Source organism: Fructobacillus sp. ESL1096 (assembly GCF_058511985.1).
This window is the reverse complement of record NZ_CP196400.1, coordinates 162,492-177,832: the sequence shown is the minus strand read 5'-3', so window position 1 is coordinate 177,832 and position 15,341 is coordinate 162,492. Positions and strand designations below refer to the sequence as shown.

Below are 15,341 nucleotides of genomic sequence, written 5' to 3'. Positions count from 1 at the left end.
GCTGTCAAAATTTTTATCATAATAAAGTTAATAAGTAAAATGTGAGGAGTCGGGCATTAGCCCGAATAATTTATGAGTGAAACAACGATTCCAACAATCCAAATTGTTGATGCACCGAAGTATGTCGGCCAAACAGTAAAAATTGGTGCTTGGTTACGGCAAAAGCGTGGGTCAGGAAAGATGGCCTTTTTGCAATTGCGTGACGGAACTGCTTTTTTCCAGGGTGTGGTTGCCAAGGCTGACGTTTCAGAGGAATTGTTTAATTTAGCCAAGGATTTGAAACAGGAAACATCATTGTATGTGACCGGTGAGATTCATGCAGACGATCGGTCATCATTTGGCTACGAAATTAGCATTACTGGCTTAGAAGTCATTGGTGAGAGCCATGATTACCCAATCACACCCAAGGAACATGGTACGGAATTTTTATTTGATGAACGCCACCTTTACTTGCGCCACATCAAGCCATTTGCCACATTAAAAATCCGCAATACCTTGATTGCAGCAACTTACGAATTCTTTAACCAGGAAGGCTTCATTAAGTTGGATGCTCCTTTGCTGACAGGGTCTGCCCCTGAAGGAACAACCGAATTGTTTGAGACAGATTACTTTGGTCAATCAGCTTATCTATCACAAACGGGACAGTTGTATGCTGAAGCGGGTGCCATGGCCTTCTCAAGGGTCTTTACTTTTGGACCTGCCTTTCGTGCCGAAAAGTCAAAGACACGTCGCCACTTAACAGAATTCTGGATGATTGAGCCTGAAATGGCCTTTATGCACCAGGATGAATCCTTGGAATTGCAGGAACGCTATGTTGCTTTCTTGATTGAAAAGGTTTTGGAAAGAAATGAGCAGGAATTGGACTTGTTAAATCGTGACAAGGACTTGTTGCGTTCTTATACGCAGTTACCATTCCCACGTGTTTCGTATGATGATGCGATTAAGTTGTTGCAAGAAAACGATTTTGACGTGGAATGGGGTGTTGACTTTGGTTCACCTGAAGAAACATTCTTGGCCAACCACTTTCAAAAGCCCGTCTTTATTGTCAACTTTCCCAAGGCAATCAAGGCCTTTTACATGAAGCGCCATCCAGATCGTGATGACGTGGTCATTTCCGCTGATTTGTTGGCGCCAGAAGGCTATGGTGAAATCATCGGTGGATCGGAACGTGATACTGACTACGACTATTTGAAGGCTCAGATTGAAAAAGAAGGTTTGGACATGGATGAGTACGGTTGGTATTTAGACTTGCGCAGATATGGTTCTGTACCACATTCAGGTTTTGGTCTTGGTTTGGAACGAATGGTAACCTTCGTGACTGGCGAAGAACATATTCGTGAAGCCATTCCATTTCCACGGATGACGCATCGTTTGCGTCCATAAAGTAGACAAAAAAGCGCCCAAGGGTTTCTTGGGCGCTTTTGTCACGATTGACGAGGAGGGTTTGATGGACAATAAATTACAGGCCTTCTTGCAGGCTGGGAGCACTAATCTTGAAAACGCTTTATTAGTGCATTATCAAGATTTGGGTTTTGATAATGATGACTTGGTCCTTTTTTTGCAGGTTAAACGCCTTCAAGATCAAGGTGACCAGGCCGATCCGAAGGTAGTTGCCCGGATAATGAAGGCCACAGAAAAAACCGTTGTGAGTCGGCTCATGTCAATGGTTGATCGAGGCTTAATGAAGGTTGCCGGTCAAGGACGTCAGGGCGAAATTTATGATTTCTTACCACTTTACGAACGCCTGCTCAATGGTCAGGGGCTTAGACCAGCCAATAATGTTGTTTCGGCCGGTGAAAAAAGTCGTCAAGAAGTGGTTCGGATTTTACAGGGCGAATTTGGCCGCAATCTGTCACCATTGGAAATGCAAACGGTGGCTCAGTGGTTTGACCAAGATCATTTCGATCCAAACATGATGGTCTTGGCGATTCAAGAAGCAGTAGCCAACAATGCTCGGAGTTTGCGTTATATTGAGGCTATTCTGGTGAATTGGCAACGTGATAATTTAACTTCGCCCCAGGCGGTCCAAATTGCTAAAGAAAAGCGTCGTGGTGTGGTTTATCAAGCAAGACCTGCCAATGGTCAGGGCCAAAATCAACCTGAAAAAAAGCAACCAATTGTGCCAAGCTTTAAGTTAGATGACCTCTAATAAGTTAGATGACCTCTAAATGGTTGAAAACGAATGGACAGGCTGAGAATCGGTCGGTTTTATTGTAAAATTAAGCGACCGAGGTTATCCTGGTGAAAGCCTAATAGTGGCCTGGGACCAGTCTGGTCGACCAGACAAACAAGTTTTGTTTTTGGGCTGACTTGACTCAGTCTCGTTTGCAATTGTCCAAGCGTCAGTGGTTTTTTCCCAGCAACGAAGGCGACTTCGCTTTGTTGGTTGAAAAAGCGTAATTGCGTTAAGGGCCTGATTTGGTCGCGGTCGTCTTTGACTTGGCCAAACACTTCGGTTTGATTTGGTAGGTAAGTTGTCAGGGCAAAGAATTCACTGATTATCATAGTATTTATATTATAAAAGGAAAATGATGGAAAAGAAATATCGTTTAATGGCAACAGTTGCAGCGGGCTTAGAGTCCGTCTTAGGCCAAGAATTAAAAGACCTGGGCTTTGATGTTCAGGTTGAAAATTACCGAGTTTTCTTTGAAGGGACTCAGGCCGATATTTTACGGGCTAATTTATGGCTCCGGACCGCCGACCGAGTGAAAATTGTGATTGGTTCCTTTCATGCGACAACTTTTGATGATCTTTTCGAGGGGATCAAAGCTTTGCCAATGGAAGATTACCTCAATTATGATTCGGAATTTCCTGTCGCCGGTCGTTCACAAAAATCAGCCTTGCACTCGGTGCCAGATGTCCAGTCAATTACGAAAAAAGCGATTGTCTCCCGCTTGCAGGAAGCCTTTCACGTTCGAACTCGTCTGCCAGAAACCGGCTTTTTTGCACAATTGGAAGTTATGGTGACTAAAGATGAAGTCATGTTGACTTTGGATACAACCGGACCGTCGCTTTTTAAGCGTGGTTACCGAGTTGAAAAGGGACCGGCACCGTTGAAGGAAAACTTTGCAGCGGCCTTAGTGCTCCTGACCAATTGGAAGAAGGACTTGCCCCTTGTCGATCCAACCTGTGGTTCTGGAACAATTCCAATTGAGGCTGCTTTGATTGGTCGTAACTTAGCACCAGGTCTGACTCGTGACTTTGATATCGAAAAGATGGATTGGTTTGATCATAGCCTTTCGGATACGATTCGGGATGAGGCCGAAGAACAGGCCGATTACGACACGCCATTGAATATTTTCGGCTATGATATTGATCCGAGAATGGTTAAAATTGCCCAAGAAAACGCTAAGCATGCCGGTTTGTCGCAAGACATTACTTTTGAAACCCTTGCTGCTGGTGATTGGCAAACAAAAGAAGAGCGTGGTGTCTTAGTAGCAAACCCACCATACGGTCAACGACTCGGGGAACTCGAAGAAGCCGAGGGTCTCTATCAGCAAATGGGAGCGGTTTATAGTCGTTTGCCTTACTGGTCGAAGTATATTTTAACTTCTGATTTATCATTTGAAAAAGTGTTTGGCCAAAAAGCAACGAAAAAGCGCAAACTGTTTAACGGGCAGTTGCGGGTTGATTACTTCCAGTATTGGGCTAAGAAAGCTGAAAAAAAGTAGAGTATTCCAAATCAGAATAAAGAATCCGTGAAAAAGATTGTCAGATGACAATCTTTTTTTGTTGTTATTTTTTAATTTTCTTCATTTAAATTAATAAAAAATAAAAATTAAGTTCCTGACTTCCTTAACTATGGATGCCAACAAGACGATAACAAAAGTTTTGTTTTAATATTTTAAAAGAAAACGCTTTCTTTTATTAATTTGTATTTTATACAAACTGCTTATATAATCAAATTGTAATAAAAGCAAATAAAGTAAAGGAATAGCAAATAATGGATATCAATAACAAGTATACAATCTATCAATCGCGGCACGCCTGGTTGGTAGCATCGACTATCTTCGTTTCGAGTGTTTTAACTGTGGTAGATGGCCATTACCAAATTAACGGCCATGCTGCAGAAGTTCGGACGGCACAAAATATTCAAGTCAATGACAATCGGGAGCAAAAAAAGTATCCGGAAGCTGCCAAGAAGGATTGGAATCAAGCTGACTTGGGGATGAATGTTTCCGGAACAGAAAGTAATCAAAAGAACCAAGAGCCTGCTGAAGGTAATGATGATCATACTAATTTTCTCTTTGATCAACGTCGTCCTGAGAGTCGTCACCAGGGTCCGGGAAGAACCTTAGGGGCAACCGCTACGACAAAGAGTACGGATAAGATAGAACTGGAGTCAGATAAACAAGGACCAGAGCAGAACCAAAAGCCATCCAATACAAAAGATCAGGAAAAGGACTTAGGAGAAACTAATTTAGCCAAGCAGCCATTACTTTCATTGTATGAGCAAACAACTGATGCTTATGAAAAATTAGTCAGATCTTTAAAAACAAGCGAACCGAATTTAAATGGCGGTGGAGATGCCGTGTTAGACAGTGACCAGCGTCACATTGCTAAAGCTGGCCAGATGATTTTTGGTGAACCAGACAATTCGTTACTGGGCTTGGGCAGTGCTAAAAATGACTACTCGAATGTTTCCCAAATGCGATTAATGGTTGATGACTCATATACCCAAAAATTAACGGATCAAGTCAGGTCATTACTTGGTGAAGAGCAGAAAGCATCGAGAACGAGTTATTTCCCAAATCAAAATGCTCTTGTCTTGGGTGGCGGCATGCCATTAACAGCCAATATTTATTCTTCAAATGAATCATCTTTAAATCCGGAACGTTATTATAAAATGTTGCAGGCAACCCTCAGTGCCGTTGCCAATGTTCTCAGTGTTGGTATGGTTCATGATAAGTTGACAAATAACTACGACCAGGGTCAATACGGAGTTTACTTACGTGTAGCGGTACCAGCTGGTGTTGATCCAAATGAATTTCTGAAGACCCTTAACTTAGACAGTAGCCGTTTTGCGGCGGAAATGAATTTTAATGCAACATTAGGCATTGACCGGTTAGTCAGTACGATCCCAGGGTTGAGCAAAATTTTGTCGCAAGGTTTGGGCTTGCCAGTTAGTGGGAATATTGGTTCTATTGTCGATTTGGTCTTAGGGAATACAGTTAGTCAGCTAAATGAAAAATACGGCACTAATTTGTCCTTTAAAAATTCAGATAGCCCGTTTTATCCAATTACAATTTACCCAAAAGCAACCAAGGTCAACGATCAAGAGGATCCCAATGCACTCTACTTACTGGTTCGAGGTGATGAATTGAATCACTATAGCGGTGCGGTGACTGAGGCAAAAATTTTACTGACGAAGTTCTTTATGGAAACACTGTCATGGGCTGGCAATATTCAGGGTAGCGCTTATGGCTACTTGAACTTCGATTTAAACCGTTACTCCGGTAATATGAGTAGTCAAGAAATGAAAAAACGTTACAATGCCGATGGTCAACACCAGCAACAGCTGGCGGATATGGAGCTTTATGCTGACGATAGTCCATATAAAATTTTGACGCGACACCAGCTACCCCCACAAGAATCTGGTCATGCTTTTCTGTCTTTAAACCTAATGGATAGTAATGATATGCTTGCTCGCTCGAGCCATGATTATGGTGAAAATGGGGATTTGGGTCGTGATATCGCACTGCGACGGGCCGATCAAAAAACCGTCCATCCGTTACCTTTATCAAAGGTACCAACATGGCGGGCCTATATTTCACTCTTTGATAAAGAAAAAGTTTTGAATACAAAGAAAGTAGCTGGGCATTCTGAAGAATGGGCAGAAGTTCTACACCAAGAACAAGTTCTTCCTGGTCAAGACCTTGACCACCGCGTTATCAAATTGTCGAATGGGCAAAATTTTTATGATCAAGCAGGGCGGTTTGACCGAGTAATTGACTATTTTGATCACCAGGTGTTGCTCGATGATCAGGGTTTTCACCCCAGCAAAAATGTACAATCGATCCGTTTGGTACGGTCAGTGGATCCGGCGGGTCAAAAAACTAGCCGGCAGGATTTCGCTATTTATAATCGTCCATTTACGGTTTACTATCACGGCGAAATGACATTGAACAACGGTGAAACAATTCCATTGAGGCCAACACAATTAACGGTTTTTCAGGAAAATCTCGACCAGCAATCACCGCTAGATAGTCAGCGGCGCGCTGCTTTTGCCACAATCAAAAAGCAGGGAGAATACCTCTTTAGTTTGATTCAGCATTTGAAACCAAAATTATTGGATCAAGTGACTGCTGACTATGGTCAAAAAATTCAAACAGTGGTAAGTGATGCCAACCAGAAATTAGACCAAGGTCAAACAACTACTGAAATTCAGCTGGTGCAAAAAGACCACCTTGACCAATTAATGGTCATTCAAAATCAGGCAACGCAAAACCAACCATTGGCTCCAGCATTACTCAATACAAATCGTGATTTAGCTTACCAACAGCTTGACCAAGAGGCACTTTCAACGAAGGTCGGCATTAATAATGCCCAGAGGCTTAATCAAGAGCAAAAGCGAACTTTGCTCGCCAAGGTAGGAGTAGTTGCTCAGACTGGAAAGAATGAGATTGGTCTTGCGCCCGATGTGCCAGCAGTGCGTCGTGTTTTACTACGAAATCTCGAAGCATTGCGAGCAATTTTTGTCAGTCAAGCCAGCAAGGAGGACGCTCGGTTGACTTTGGTACAGGCTGGGCAAAAAAAGAAACAGGAATTTGCTGCGATTGTTCATGTTAACCAACAAAGTTTACACGAACAAGAAAAAAGGGTTGACCATGAGGTAACCGTTTATCGGCAACAGGTCAGTCAAGCTCAAACAGTAGCTGACTTAGCTCGGTCATTGGCGGATGGCCTACAGGCCATTGATGATGTGGCCAAGCCTGAATTGCAAATTGATTATCAACCAGTCAGTCCTGATGAAGTAAAGATTGCAGTTGTGGCTCTTCAAGAAAAGGGGTGGGGGACCAAAAAACGGTTTCGCGAAATTGCCCATACAGACTCAGTGAGTCTGCGCAGACAAGAGAAGTTGGTGACTGAGGAAATTAACCGGGGCTTAATGGCTATCCGTGCAGCACAAATTAAGCGAGAATTGCAGCAAGCACTCGACAGAGCATTGCGGGCAATTGACGGGGTTGCACAGCCACAGCTAATCAAAGAATTTCAAGCAGTTGCAGCAACTGATCGTCAACGTGCCATTGATGCAGTGGCAGCTGCTGGTCAACAAAAAAAGCAACTTTTTAAGAAAGTAGTGCACGTTGAACCTGATAGTTTAAATCAGCAGATCAACTTTGTTGATCAACTAGTGAAAAAAGCAATGATTTCTTTGCAGCAGGCTCAAACAAACCGGGAACTAGTTAGCATAATGGTTAACGCGTTCAAAGAAATCAATGCGGTCGCTAATCCAGCTAAGTTGATTGATTATCAGCCAGTTAGTCCAAATGACGTTCGTCACGCGCTTGCGGTTTTGCAACAGATTGGGCAAGAAAAAAGCGAGTTCTTCAATCAAATTATTGGTGTTGATCAAAGAAGTCTGGCAAAACAGCAAGCTGAATTGGAGCGGGTAATTTCGAATGGTATCGTGCAATTAAAACAGGCAGAAACTAACCGCGAATTTGAGCAGAGTTTTCAAGGAATCTGCCAATCTATTCGCGCGGTTGCCAAGCCAACAATTCAAAGAGAACTGCAGAAGGTAACAGCAGCTGAGAAAACTCAATCAGTTGCCTTCTTAGAGCAAGCAGCTCAACGTCAGCGTGACTCTTTCAAAAAAATTGCTCATGTTGATCAAAAAAGTCTGGACCAACAACTGTCGGTTCTAGATGAGGTTCTCAAAGCCGGAACTCAATTGATTAACCAAGCAAAGACAAAGGGAGATTTTGCTAAGGCTAGCGAGCAGGCATTAACCGCAGTGAGGGCGGTCGCCAAACCAGTGGTGGAATTTGATTACCAAGAGGTCAATGTTCAGGCTGTGAGTCAGGCTTATAGCAAACTTTTAGACATTGTTTCAGCTAAGCAGAAGCAGTTTAAGCAGATTTTGCATGTTGATCCAATGAGTTTGGTTAAGCAAATGCAACTGTTAGACACCATTATGAAAGCCACGACAATCGAATTGAATCAATCAATGATTCAAAAAGACATCCGGAATGCCTACAATAAAGGAGCTAAGGCGCTTAATTTAGTTGCAGTGCCAAAAATTTTAAATCAATACCAGCCGGTTACGTCAGAAGAACGCCTGTTGGGTCAACGGACCTTGCAAAATGCTTGTACAGAGAAAAAAGCTGATTTTGCAGCCATTAACCATGTTGATCAAGAGAGATTAGAGGCTCAGAAATTAGTTCTTGACTCGGTTTTAGCAACAGGATTACAGGAATTGCAACAAGCAAAAACCAATGCCAGCTTCCGAAAGACTTTGGCGACTAACCTTGACCGTATTCAAAGGGTTAAAAAGCCGTCAATTCAAAAAGACTACCAACCGGTTACTGATATGAACCGTTATTTAGCACAACAGGCGATTAATTATGCTGGTCAGGCTAAAAAACAAGCTATTTTTGCTGTCAAGCACGGCGAACAAAAGAGTGTTCAACGGCAAGTGGAAGCAGTACAAAAAACCGTTGCACAAACGCAGCTAGCCATTATTCGAGCAGCGGTTCAAGGAGAAGTCGAACGGGCGGTCAAGACTGGCTTCGAGTTGCTTGCTAAGGTTGCCGGGCCAGTATTAGAATTTGATTACCAACCAGTCACTTTAGCTGATCGAAACCAAGCCTTTCTTGTCCTAAATCAAGCAGCTAATAACAAAAAAGCTACTTTTACAGCTATTGATCATGTTGATCCAGTGAATTTGTCACTGCAGGTCAGCTTGATTGAAAAAAATAGAACGAATGGTCAGGAATTGCTGTTAGGTGCGAAAAACAAGAAGGACCTTCGTCAAAAATTGGCGACAACATTAATGCACTTTGATCAAGTGGCTGATCCGCTGAAGACAATTGGTTACCGTCAAGTTGAAGTCAGTGATCAAGCAGATGCCAAGAATCAATTGAAAATTGCCGCTGAGAATCAAAAACAAAAATTTGCAGCTTTGGTGGGAGTTGATCCTGAAAGTTTGGCCCAACAGCAACTTTTAGTTGACCAAGAGCAAGCACTTGCCAATCACAGCGTCGATCAGTCCCGGACTGATGGGGAACTGAAAACTGCTTGCCAACAGGGACTGGCAGCAATTCGTCAAATTGCACCACCACATGTTCTGGAAGAACTTCAGCCAGCCTCAATTACAGACAAAAAGTTGGCTAAGGATTATTTGAATCAGATTGTGGCTAAGTGTCAACAATCCTTCCGTCAAATTAATCATGTGGATCAAACTAGCCTGACCCAGCAATTGCAGTTATTGAACCAAGCTAGTGAGCAAGGCAAAAAAAGTATTGACGAAGCGACGACGAAGGGGGCATTGAATCAGGTGCTTAGCCATGCTGAGCAAGCGATTACCCGTATCAGTCAACCTGGCTTACACCCGCTTTTTCAACCAGTTAGTCAGGATGAGAAAGCCGCTTTTGATGATATTCTGGTACATCAAGCTACTTTGAAAAAGGACCAGTTTACTGCGATTGTCCATGTTGACCAAGAAAGTTTCAGCCAACAACAGCAGGCTATTGATCAAGCCTTGGCACAAGCAAAGGACTTAGTTGCCGAGGCTAAGACGAAGTTTGATTTAAACCGGGCCTTTGTGACTGGATTGCAGGGGATTCAAGACGTCGCCCAACCGGTTATTCAAGTAGAATTCCGGCCAGTTGTCAAAGCTGACCGGAAGCAAGCATTGGCCATTGTCAATCAGGCCTTTTTGAAAAAACAAAAATATTTTGTTGGCCTGCAAAATGTGGTTCCTAATAGTTACAAGGGCCAAATGGCGGCTTTAAAAGCTGCTCGAAAGGCAGCAGTTTTGATGCTGTCAGCGGTTGAAAACCAAGGACAGTTGCATACCGCTCTGCAAGCAGGATTAGGTGCTTTGGGTCAAGTAGCCGAACCAACGTTAAAGTTGGCTTATCAACCAGTTAGTGCGGCTGATAAAATCGATATTGAAAAGATGTTGATTCAATATGGCCGTGCTAAGCAGGAACGATTTGCTAAGATTGCCCAGGTTGACCCAGATAGCCTCGAGCAACAGCAACAGCAAATTGATCACATCCTTGATCAAGTCAACAAGAACTTAGCTCAAGTTAAGGTGAATCAAGAGTTAACGACGGTACAAAAGCAGGTGTTGGCTAAGATTGATTTAGTTGCCGATCCAGTTTTGCTATCGGCTTATCAACTAGTGACAGACCGGGAGCGAGCCGTGGCAGAGCAAAAAATTACCGCTGTTAGCCAGTCAAAGCGGGCAGATTTTTGGGCCATCGAGCACGTTGATCAGCAGAGCTTGAAACAGCAGTTGGAACAACTAGCTGATGTTTTGCGGACAGGCCAGTCATTAATGCAGCAGGCCAAAGTACGCTATCAATTTGATGCAGCAGTTAAGCAAAGTTTAGCTGATATACAGTCAGTAGCCCAGCCAAGTATCGCCTCAGAATACCGTTTAGCTAGGGCAAATCAAAAAGTAGATGCGAAGCAGACATTACTGTTAGCAGCTAAAGAAAAGGTTGATTATTTTGCAAAATTGGATGGTGTCGATCAATCAAGTTTGATGATACAAAAGGAACTGTTAGCGGACATAGTGCAGCGTTACTCGGCTTTAGTTGATCAGGTAGAAACTGTTCACGATCTGCATGTACTTCTCAACAAGGCGGTGCAGGATGTCAACCATATAAAACAGCCACAGCAAAATTGGCAGGATCAAGCGGTTAATAAAGATGAAATTCAAACTGCGAGCCAAGATGTAACTGCGACAGGGGAAAACCGGATGCAGGACTTTGGGCAAATTATAGGCGTCGATCCAACCGCGTTATCTCAGCAACAGCAAGTAGTGAGCCGGGCTGTCCAGGATGGTCTGGTGGCGATTAACTTGGCCAAGAATCATCGCCAATTAAAGGAAGTGGTTCAAAGCATTAAGAACGCGATTCAGAAGGTTCAATCACCACAAATACAATGGGTTTTCCGGCAGCCGACGAAGGCAGATCGGCAGAAAGCTAAAGATAATCTTCACCAAAAAGCAAATGAGCAAAAACAGATTTTTGAAAAGTTGCTAGGTGTCGATGCTAAGTCAGTAGCAAAGCAAGCCGCCACGATTGATCGAATCGTTCAACGGGCCAAGCAAAAATTAGATGAAGCTGTGGTGAATGCTGGTCTGATAGCGATTAAACAGAGTGCCTTGGAGGCTATTGGAACGGTTAATCAACCAAATCTGCTACGTTCTTTCCAGACAATTGATGTTAATGAAGTTAACCGTGCTGAAAGTGTAATCCAAGTTGTTGGAGATGGTTTGAAGGAGCAGTTTAATGCGATTGAAAATGTTGATCCGGTTAATTTGCAGCAACAAATAAACCGCATTGATCAGGTGATTACTATTGCTAAGAAACGGCTGAATGGTGCCAAGACGAATACTGCAGTTGATCAGATTCAGGGAGAAACTTTGGCTGACTTGGTCTCGATTGCCGCGCCAAGCGCATTAACGCTTGAGCGTGAAATACGGGAACAAGCACATCGTCAAATTGACTGGGCTGGTGCAAAGAAGCAGGCGGAAATTGACTTGCTACCAAGACCAGTTAAATTAACCTATCAAACTCTTGTCACTCAGTTACGGGCCATCTTAGCGCAGGCTCACCAAGCAGTCGTCCAGGCAAAGACTGTCCAGGATTTAGCTGAGCAATTAACAAAATTCTGGCAGATGATGAATACTTTAACGCTACCAGTGGCGACTGAAAAGCGCCCGGATCAAGCAGCAATTCAGGCAGCTGAGCAACAAGTTGATCAGGCAGGTGACAAGCAGCAAGCAACCATTGGAGCAGCCCTGAAGGCCAATCAACAAGAACAGGAAGCAGCTATGGCTCAACTACAAAAAATACTTGCACATGCGCACCAGCAAATTAGCCAGGCAAAAAACCAACAAGACCTTGATGAGACTGTAAAGGCTATTTTGGATGCGATTAAAGCAACTACTAATTCTAAGGTTCCTCTCACCAAGTTGGCTATTAGTCCTGTTAAAGATGGCACTAAGGTCACTAGAGTTGGCGGAGTGGTGATAGCAGCCGACCTAATAGGCAGCTCTAAGAAAAGCATGGTGGCATTGGTGAAAAGGAATGATCAAAAGCCGGTTTCCTCAGTGCTGCAGCCAGTTGAAGAAACAAAAGTCACTGCTCAAACTAAACAGTTGCCCCTTGGTTTTCCAGAAAATAACGATACAAAAACCAATGTCAGTGAAAGCCTGCAAAAGCAGGAGCCGGTGATTCATAACAATGACTTACCAGTTCCAAATAATGAAATTGGTAGCAGCTTCAGCCAGTCCAATTTGGTTAGCGTTTTACCACAAACGAATCAGCAGGTGAATAATCGTCAGTCGGTGAAAGCACTTATTTTGACCGTTTGGTTAGCTGTCTTAACAGGATTTGGTTTGACCAAAAAACAGCCCGATGACATTGGGTAATTGGCACAGTTTGCGATAAAATTAAAAAATTCACGCAATTAGATTGAAATTTGTGTTTTTGAATGAAAAAGTCTTTTGAGGAGCCGGACAGAAAAGCTCGATTAGTCACAGAGTAATCGAGCTTTTTTGTTTAGCAATGTTCATGCAAAAATTCATCAAGAAATCTGTTTTCAGAGACTTTATTTCCAAATTTGTTGTGCTATAATTGATGCCTGATGACATTTGGAAAGGAGTAGCGTACTGATATTAGTACGCGATATTACGCATATGCCAGCAGTATTTATGCGACGAGCACAGGCTCGTGATGTCTCTGAAATCGTTGCGATTTTGCAGACCGCCAAAGGTTATTTAAAGGAGCAGGGGATTGACCAGTGGCAATCCGATTACCCGAATGAAGCGACAATCCAAGCTGATTTGGATGCGCAACAGGGTTTTGTCTTAGTAGTCGGTGATGAGGTGGCAGGATACGCTGCTGCCTTTGAAGGGGAAGATCCACTCTACACGGATATTAAAGAGGGTAGTTGGGCCGATAGTGGTCACGAACACGACTATGCCTCACTCCATCGGGTAGCGATGTCGGATAAGTTCCGTGGCCAGCGACTAACACCACGTTTTTTCACGGCGTTAATTTCATTCTTTTATGCACGGGGTGCCCGCGATTTTCGCATCGATACCCATCCGGGGAATCTCCCTATGCAAAAGGTGATTGCCAATAATGGCTTTGAAAAGCGTGGTTCAGTTGATATGCTTGAAGCAGAACATATTTCAACAAAGCGTTTTGCCTACCAACTACTTATTAATGATTAAAGAAAAAGCCGTCAATCAGCTGATTGGCGGTTTTTTTGAGCTATAATCTTGGCTTAAATTCACTTTTTTAAACTAATAGTGTCCTTAATCTTGTAGGGCCTGGAGGGCCAGATGGTGGGGCCCCTGATTTTTTCGATCTGCAACCCATGTGTAAAAGGTTAAATCAGGATTGGGTAAGAGGGCTAAAATTAAATCGACTTCTTTTTGGTAGTGTTTGGCATAGCCTTTTTGCATGGAACTGACTAAAATTTTTGAATCCGAAACGATTTCAACAAGTTGGCTGGCTTGGAGGATGGCTAATTCTGATTTAATTGCCCAAAGTAAAGCTAAAAATTCAGCTTGGTGGTTATCCTCACAGTCCGCTAAGCGAACTTTTTTTTGGTATTGTTGACCATTTTGAACGAGAACAAGACCAGCACTGGCATGGTGGCTGTCCTTTTGGAAAGCAGCATCGATTGCTAAACGAATCACATTTTTATCCTTTCTGGGACTTTTCTTCAATTCTAACAATACCAGAATGCACCAGTAAATGGTAAAATAATAGATGTTTAGATACGGAACAAGGAGAACGTTTCATGCGTATTATTCGCGGTTTTTACCAACCGAAGGCAGACTGGTCCAATATTGCTTGGATTATGTGGCTATCCGTTTTAATCATTAGTCCTATTTGGGCTAGTGAGCTTTTCTATAATATTAATTGGTGGTGGGTAACCTATACCATTTTTATGATTTTGATTGGCCTATGGACTTTTTTGGGACGCAAAGTCATACTTGAAAATCAAACCTTAACGATTAGTAGTGCCTGGATGATGAAAAAACAAGTCATTAACCTGAATGACTCAGCAGTTAATTGGTTTTTTGACCAAAAGGCACTCATTATTGTCATTGGCGGTCGGCCACGGGCCTATCACCTTTCGAAGAGAATGGCGCAAGCGCTGAAAGGAATGGCCTAAATGGCTGAAACAACACTGGTCACATTGACAATTGATCAAGAACAGGGCCGATTAGATGCCGTTTTGGGACAGGCAAAACTACCATATTCGCGGTCAACACTGGCTAACTGGATTAAAGCAGGACTCGTATTAGTCAATCATCAAGCCGTGAAACGGTCTTATGTGGTCAAGAAGGGCGATGTTATTAGCATTAACCCGCCAGCGGTGAAAGAAACGGCACTTGAGGCAGAAAATATTCCCCTTGATATTGTATACGAAGACGATGATTTATTGGTTGTGAATAAGCCGCAAGGGATGGTTGTCCACCCAGCGCCAGGCCATTCTGGGGGAACCCTGGTGAACGCTTTACTCTACCATGCCCCCTTATCAACAATTAACGGTGAATTCCGTCCTGGTATTGTTCACCGGATTGATCGTGATACCTCTGGTTTGCTGATGGTGGCCAAAAATGACCAAGCCCACCATGCCTTAGCTGCTGAATTAAAGGCTCATAAAACGCAAAGAATTTACTATGCGTTGGTCAAGGGCAACTTTGAGGAAAATGAAGGAACGATTGATGCACCAATCGGTCGTCATCCTAAGGATCGTAAGAAACAAGCCGTGATTGGAGATGGCCGTGAGGCCGTGACTCATTTCAAGGTGATTGAGCGTTTTGGCGGTTATACACTGTTAGAATTAGCATTAGAGACCGGTCGAACGCATCAAATTCGGGTGCACCTGGCTTACATTGGTCATCCCGTTGTTGGCGATAGTGTTTATGGTCACCAGGACAAGATTTTTAATATCAAATTACCAGGTCAGCTTCTTCACGCAAAAACGCTTGTGCTGACCCAACCAAAGACACAAGAAGAACTCCGATTTGATTCAGCACTACCGGCTCTGTTTGACCAGGTATTGCAAGAATTGCGTGAAAACCAAGGTTTATAATCGGTGAAAAAATCAGTTAATCGTGTTAATAGGCCCGACAG

9 protein-coding genes are annotated in these 15,341 nt (G+C 43.2%); 7 read left to right on the top strand and 2 right to left on the bottom strand.

From position 1 onward, the window contains the following. The first annotated feature begins 72 nt into the window (after positions 1-72). Complete coding sequence (asnS, locus tag ACSYSR_RS00605; RefSeq protein WP_252774081.1) at positions 73-1,383, top strand: asparagine--tRNA ligase; 1,311 nt, start codon at positions 73-75, stop codon at positions 1,381-1,383. Positions 1,384-1,447: 64 nt separating this feature from the next. Continuing rightward, positions 1,448-2,149 carry a DnaD domain-containing protein gene (locus tag ACSYSR_RS00600; protein ID WP_252774080.1) on the top strand — a complete coding sequence of 234 codons (702 nt, stop codon included), beginning with the start codon at positions 1,448-1,450 and terminating at the stop codon, positions 2,147-2,149. A 59-nt stretch (positions 2,150-2,208) separates the two neighbouring features. Here the strand turns inward: ACSYSR_RS00600 and ACSYSR_RS00595 are convergent, their stop codons facing one another. Then, positions 2,209-2,505 carry a hypothetical protein gene (locus ACSYSR_RS00595; RefSeq protein ID WP_489816431.1) on the bottom strand — a complete coding sequence of 99 codons (297 nt, stop codon included), beginning with the start codon at positions 2,503-2,505 and terminating at the stop codon, positions 2,209-2,211. Between the two features lie 26 nt (positions 2,506-2,531). Between ACSYSR_RS00595 and ACSYSR_RS00590 the strand changes: the two genes are divergently transcribed. The 3 genes from ACSYSR_RS00590 (at position 2,532) to ACSYSR_RS00580 (ending at position 13,420) form a co-directional block, all read left to right on the top strand. Continuing rightward, complete coding sequence (locus tag ACSYSR_RS00590) at positions 2,532-3,671, top strand: THUMP domain-containing class I SAM-dependent RNA methyltransferase (protein ID WP_489816539.1); 1,140 nt, start codon at positions 2,532-2,534, stop codon at positions 3,669-3,671. A 272-nt stretch (positions 3,672-3,943) separates the two neighbouring features. Beyond that, complete coding sequence (locus tag ACSYSR_RS00585; RefSeq protein WP_489816432.1) at positions 3,944-12,613, top strand: hypothetical protein; 8,670 nt, start codon at positions 3,944-3,946, stop codon at positions 12,611-12,613. 282 nt (positions 12,614-12,895) lie between these two features. Beyond that, complete coding sequence (locus tag ACSYSR_RS00580; RefSeq protein ID WP_489816433.1) at positions 12,896-13,420, top strand: GNAT family N-acetyltransferase; 525 nt, start codon at positions 12,896-12,898, stop codon at positions 13,418-13,420. 84 nt (positions 13,421-13,504) lie between these two features. On the opposite strand, the gene ACSYSR_RS00575 is transcribed toward ACSYSR_RS00580, so the two are convergent. Further along, on the bottom strand, positions 13,505-13,891 hold the full coding sequence (locus tag ACSYSR_RS00575; protein WP_489816434.1) for an RNase H family protein: 387 nt from the start codon (positions 13,889-13,891) through the stop codon (positions 13,505-13,507). Positions 13,892-13,995: 104 nt separating this feature from the next. Between ACSYSR_RS00575 and ACSYSR_RS00570 the strand changes: the two genes are divergently transcribed. Further along, positions 13,996-14,373 (top strand): EbsA family protein, encoded by a 378-nt coding sequence (locus ACSYSR_RS00570; RefSeq protein ID WP_489816435.1) that lies wholly within the window; start codon positions 13,996-13,998, stop codon positions 14,371-14,373. Further along, positions 14,374-15,300, top strand: coding sequence for an RluA family pseudouridine synthase (locus tag ACSYSR_RS00565; protein ID WP_489816436.1), 927 nt, complete (start codon positions 14,374-14,376; stop codon positions 15,298-15,300). It abuts the gene before it with no gap. Positions 15,301-15,341: the final 41 nt, after the last annotated feature.

Bases quoted from the DNA above. Each gene is read 5' to 3' on its own strand.
- ACSYSR_RS00580 (WP_489816433.1), top strand. From the start codon at position 12,896: ATGCGACGAGCACAGGCTCGTGATGTCTCTGAAATCGTTGCGATTTTG.
- ACSYSR_RS00570 (WP_489816435.1), top strand. From the start codon at position 13,996: ATGCGTATTATTCGCGGTTTTTACCAACCGAAGGCAGACTGGTCCAAT.
- ACSYSR_RS00585 (WP_489816432.1), top strand. From the start codon at position 3,944: ATGGATATCAATAACAAGTATACAATCTATCAATCGCGGCACGCCTGG.
- ACSYSR_RS00590 (WP_489816539.1), top strand. From the start codon at position 2,532: ATGGAAAAGAAATATCGTTTAATGGCAACAGTTGCAGCGGGCTTAGAG.
- ACSYSR_RS00565 (WP_489816436.1), top strand. From the start codon at position 14,374: ATGGCTGAAACAACACTGGTCACATTGACAATTGATCAAGAACAGGGC.
- ACSYSR_RS00595 (WP_489816431.1), bottom strand. From the start codon at position 2,505: ATGATAATCAGTGAATTCTTTGCCCTGACAACTTACCTACCAAATCAA.
- ACSYSR_RS00600 (WP_252774080.1), top strand. From the start codon at position 1,448: ATGGACAATAAATTACAGGCCTTCTTGCAGGCTGGGAGCACTAATCTT.
- asnS (WP_252774081.1), top strand. From the start codon at position 73: ATGAGTGAAACAACGATTCCAACAATCCAAATTGTTGATGCACCGAAG.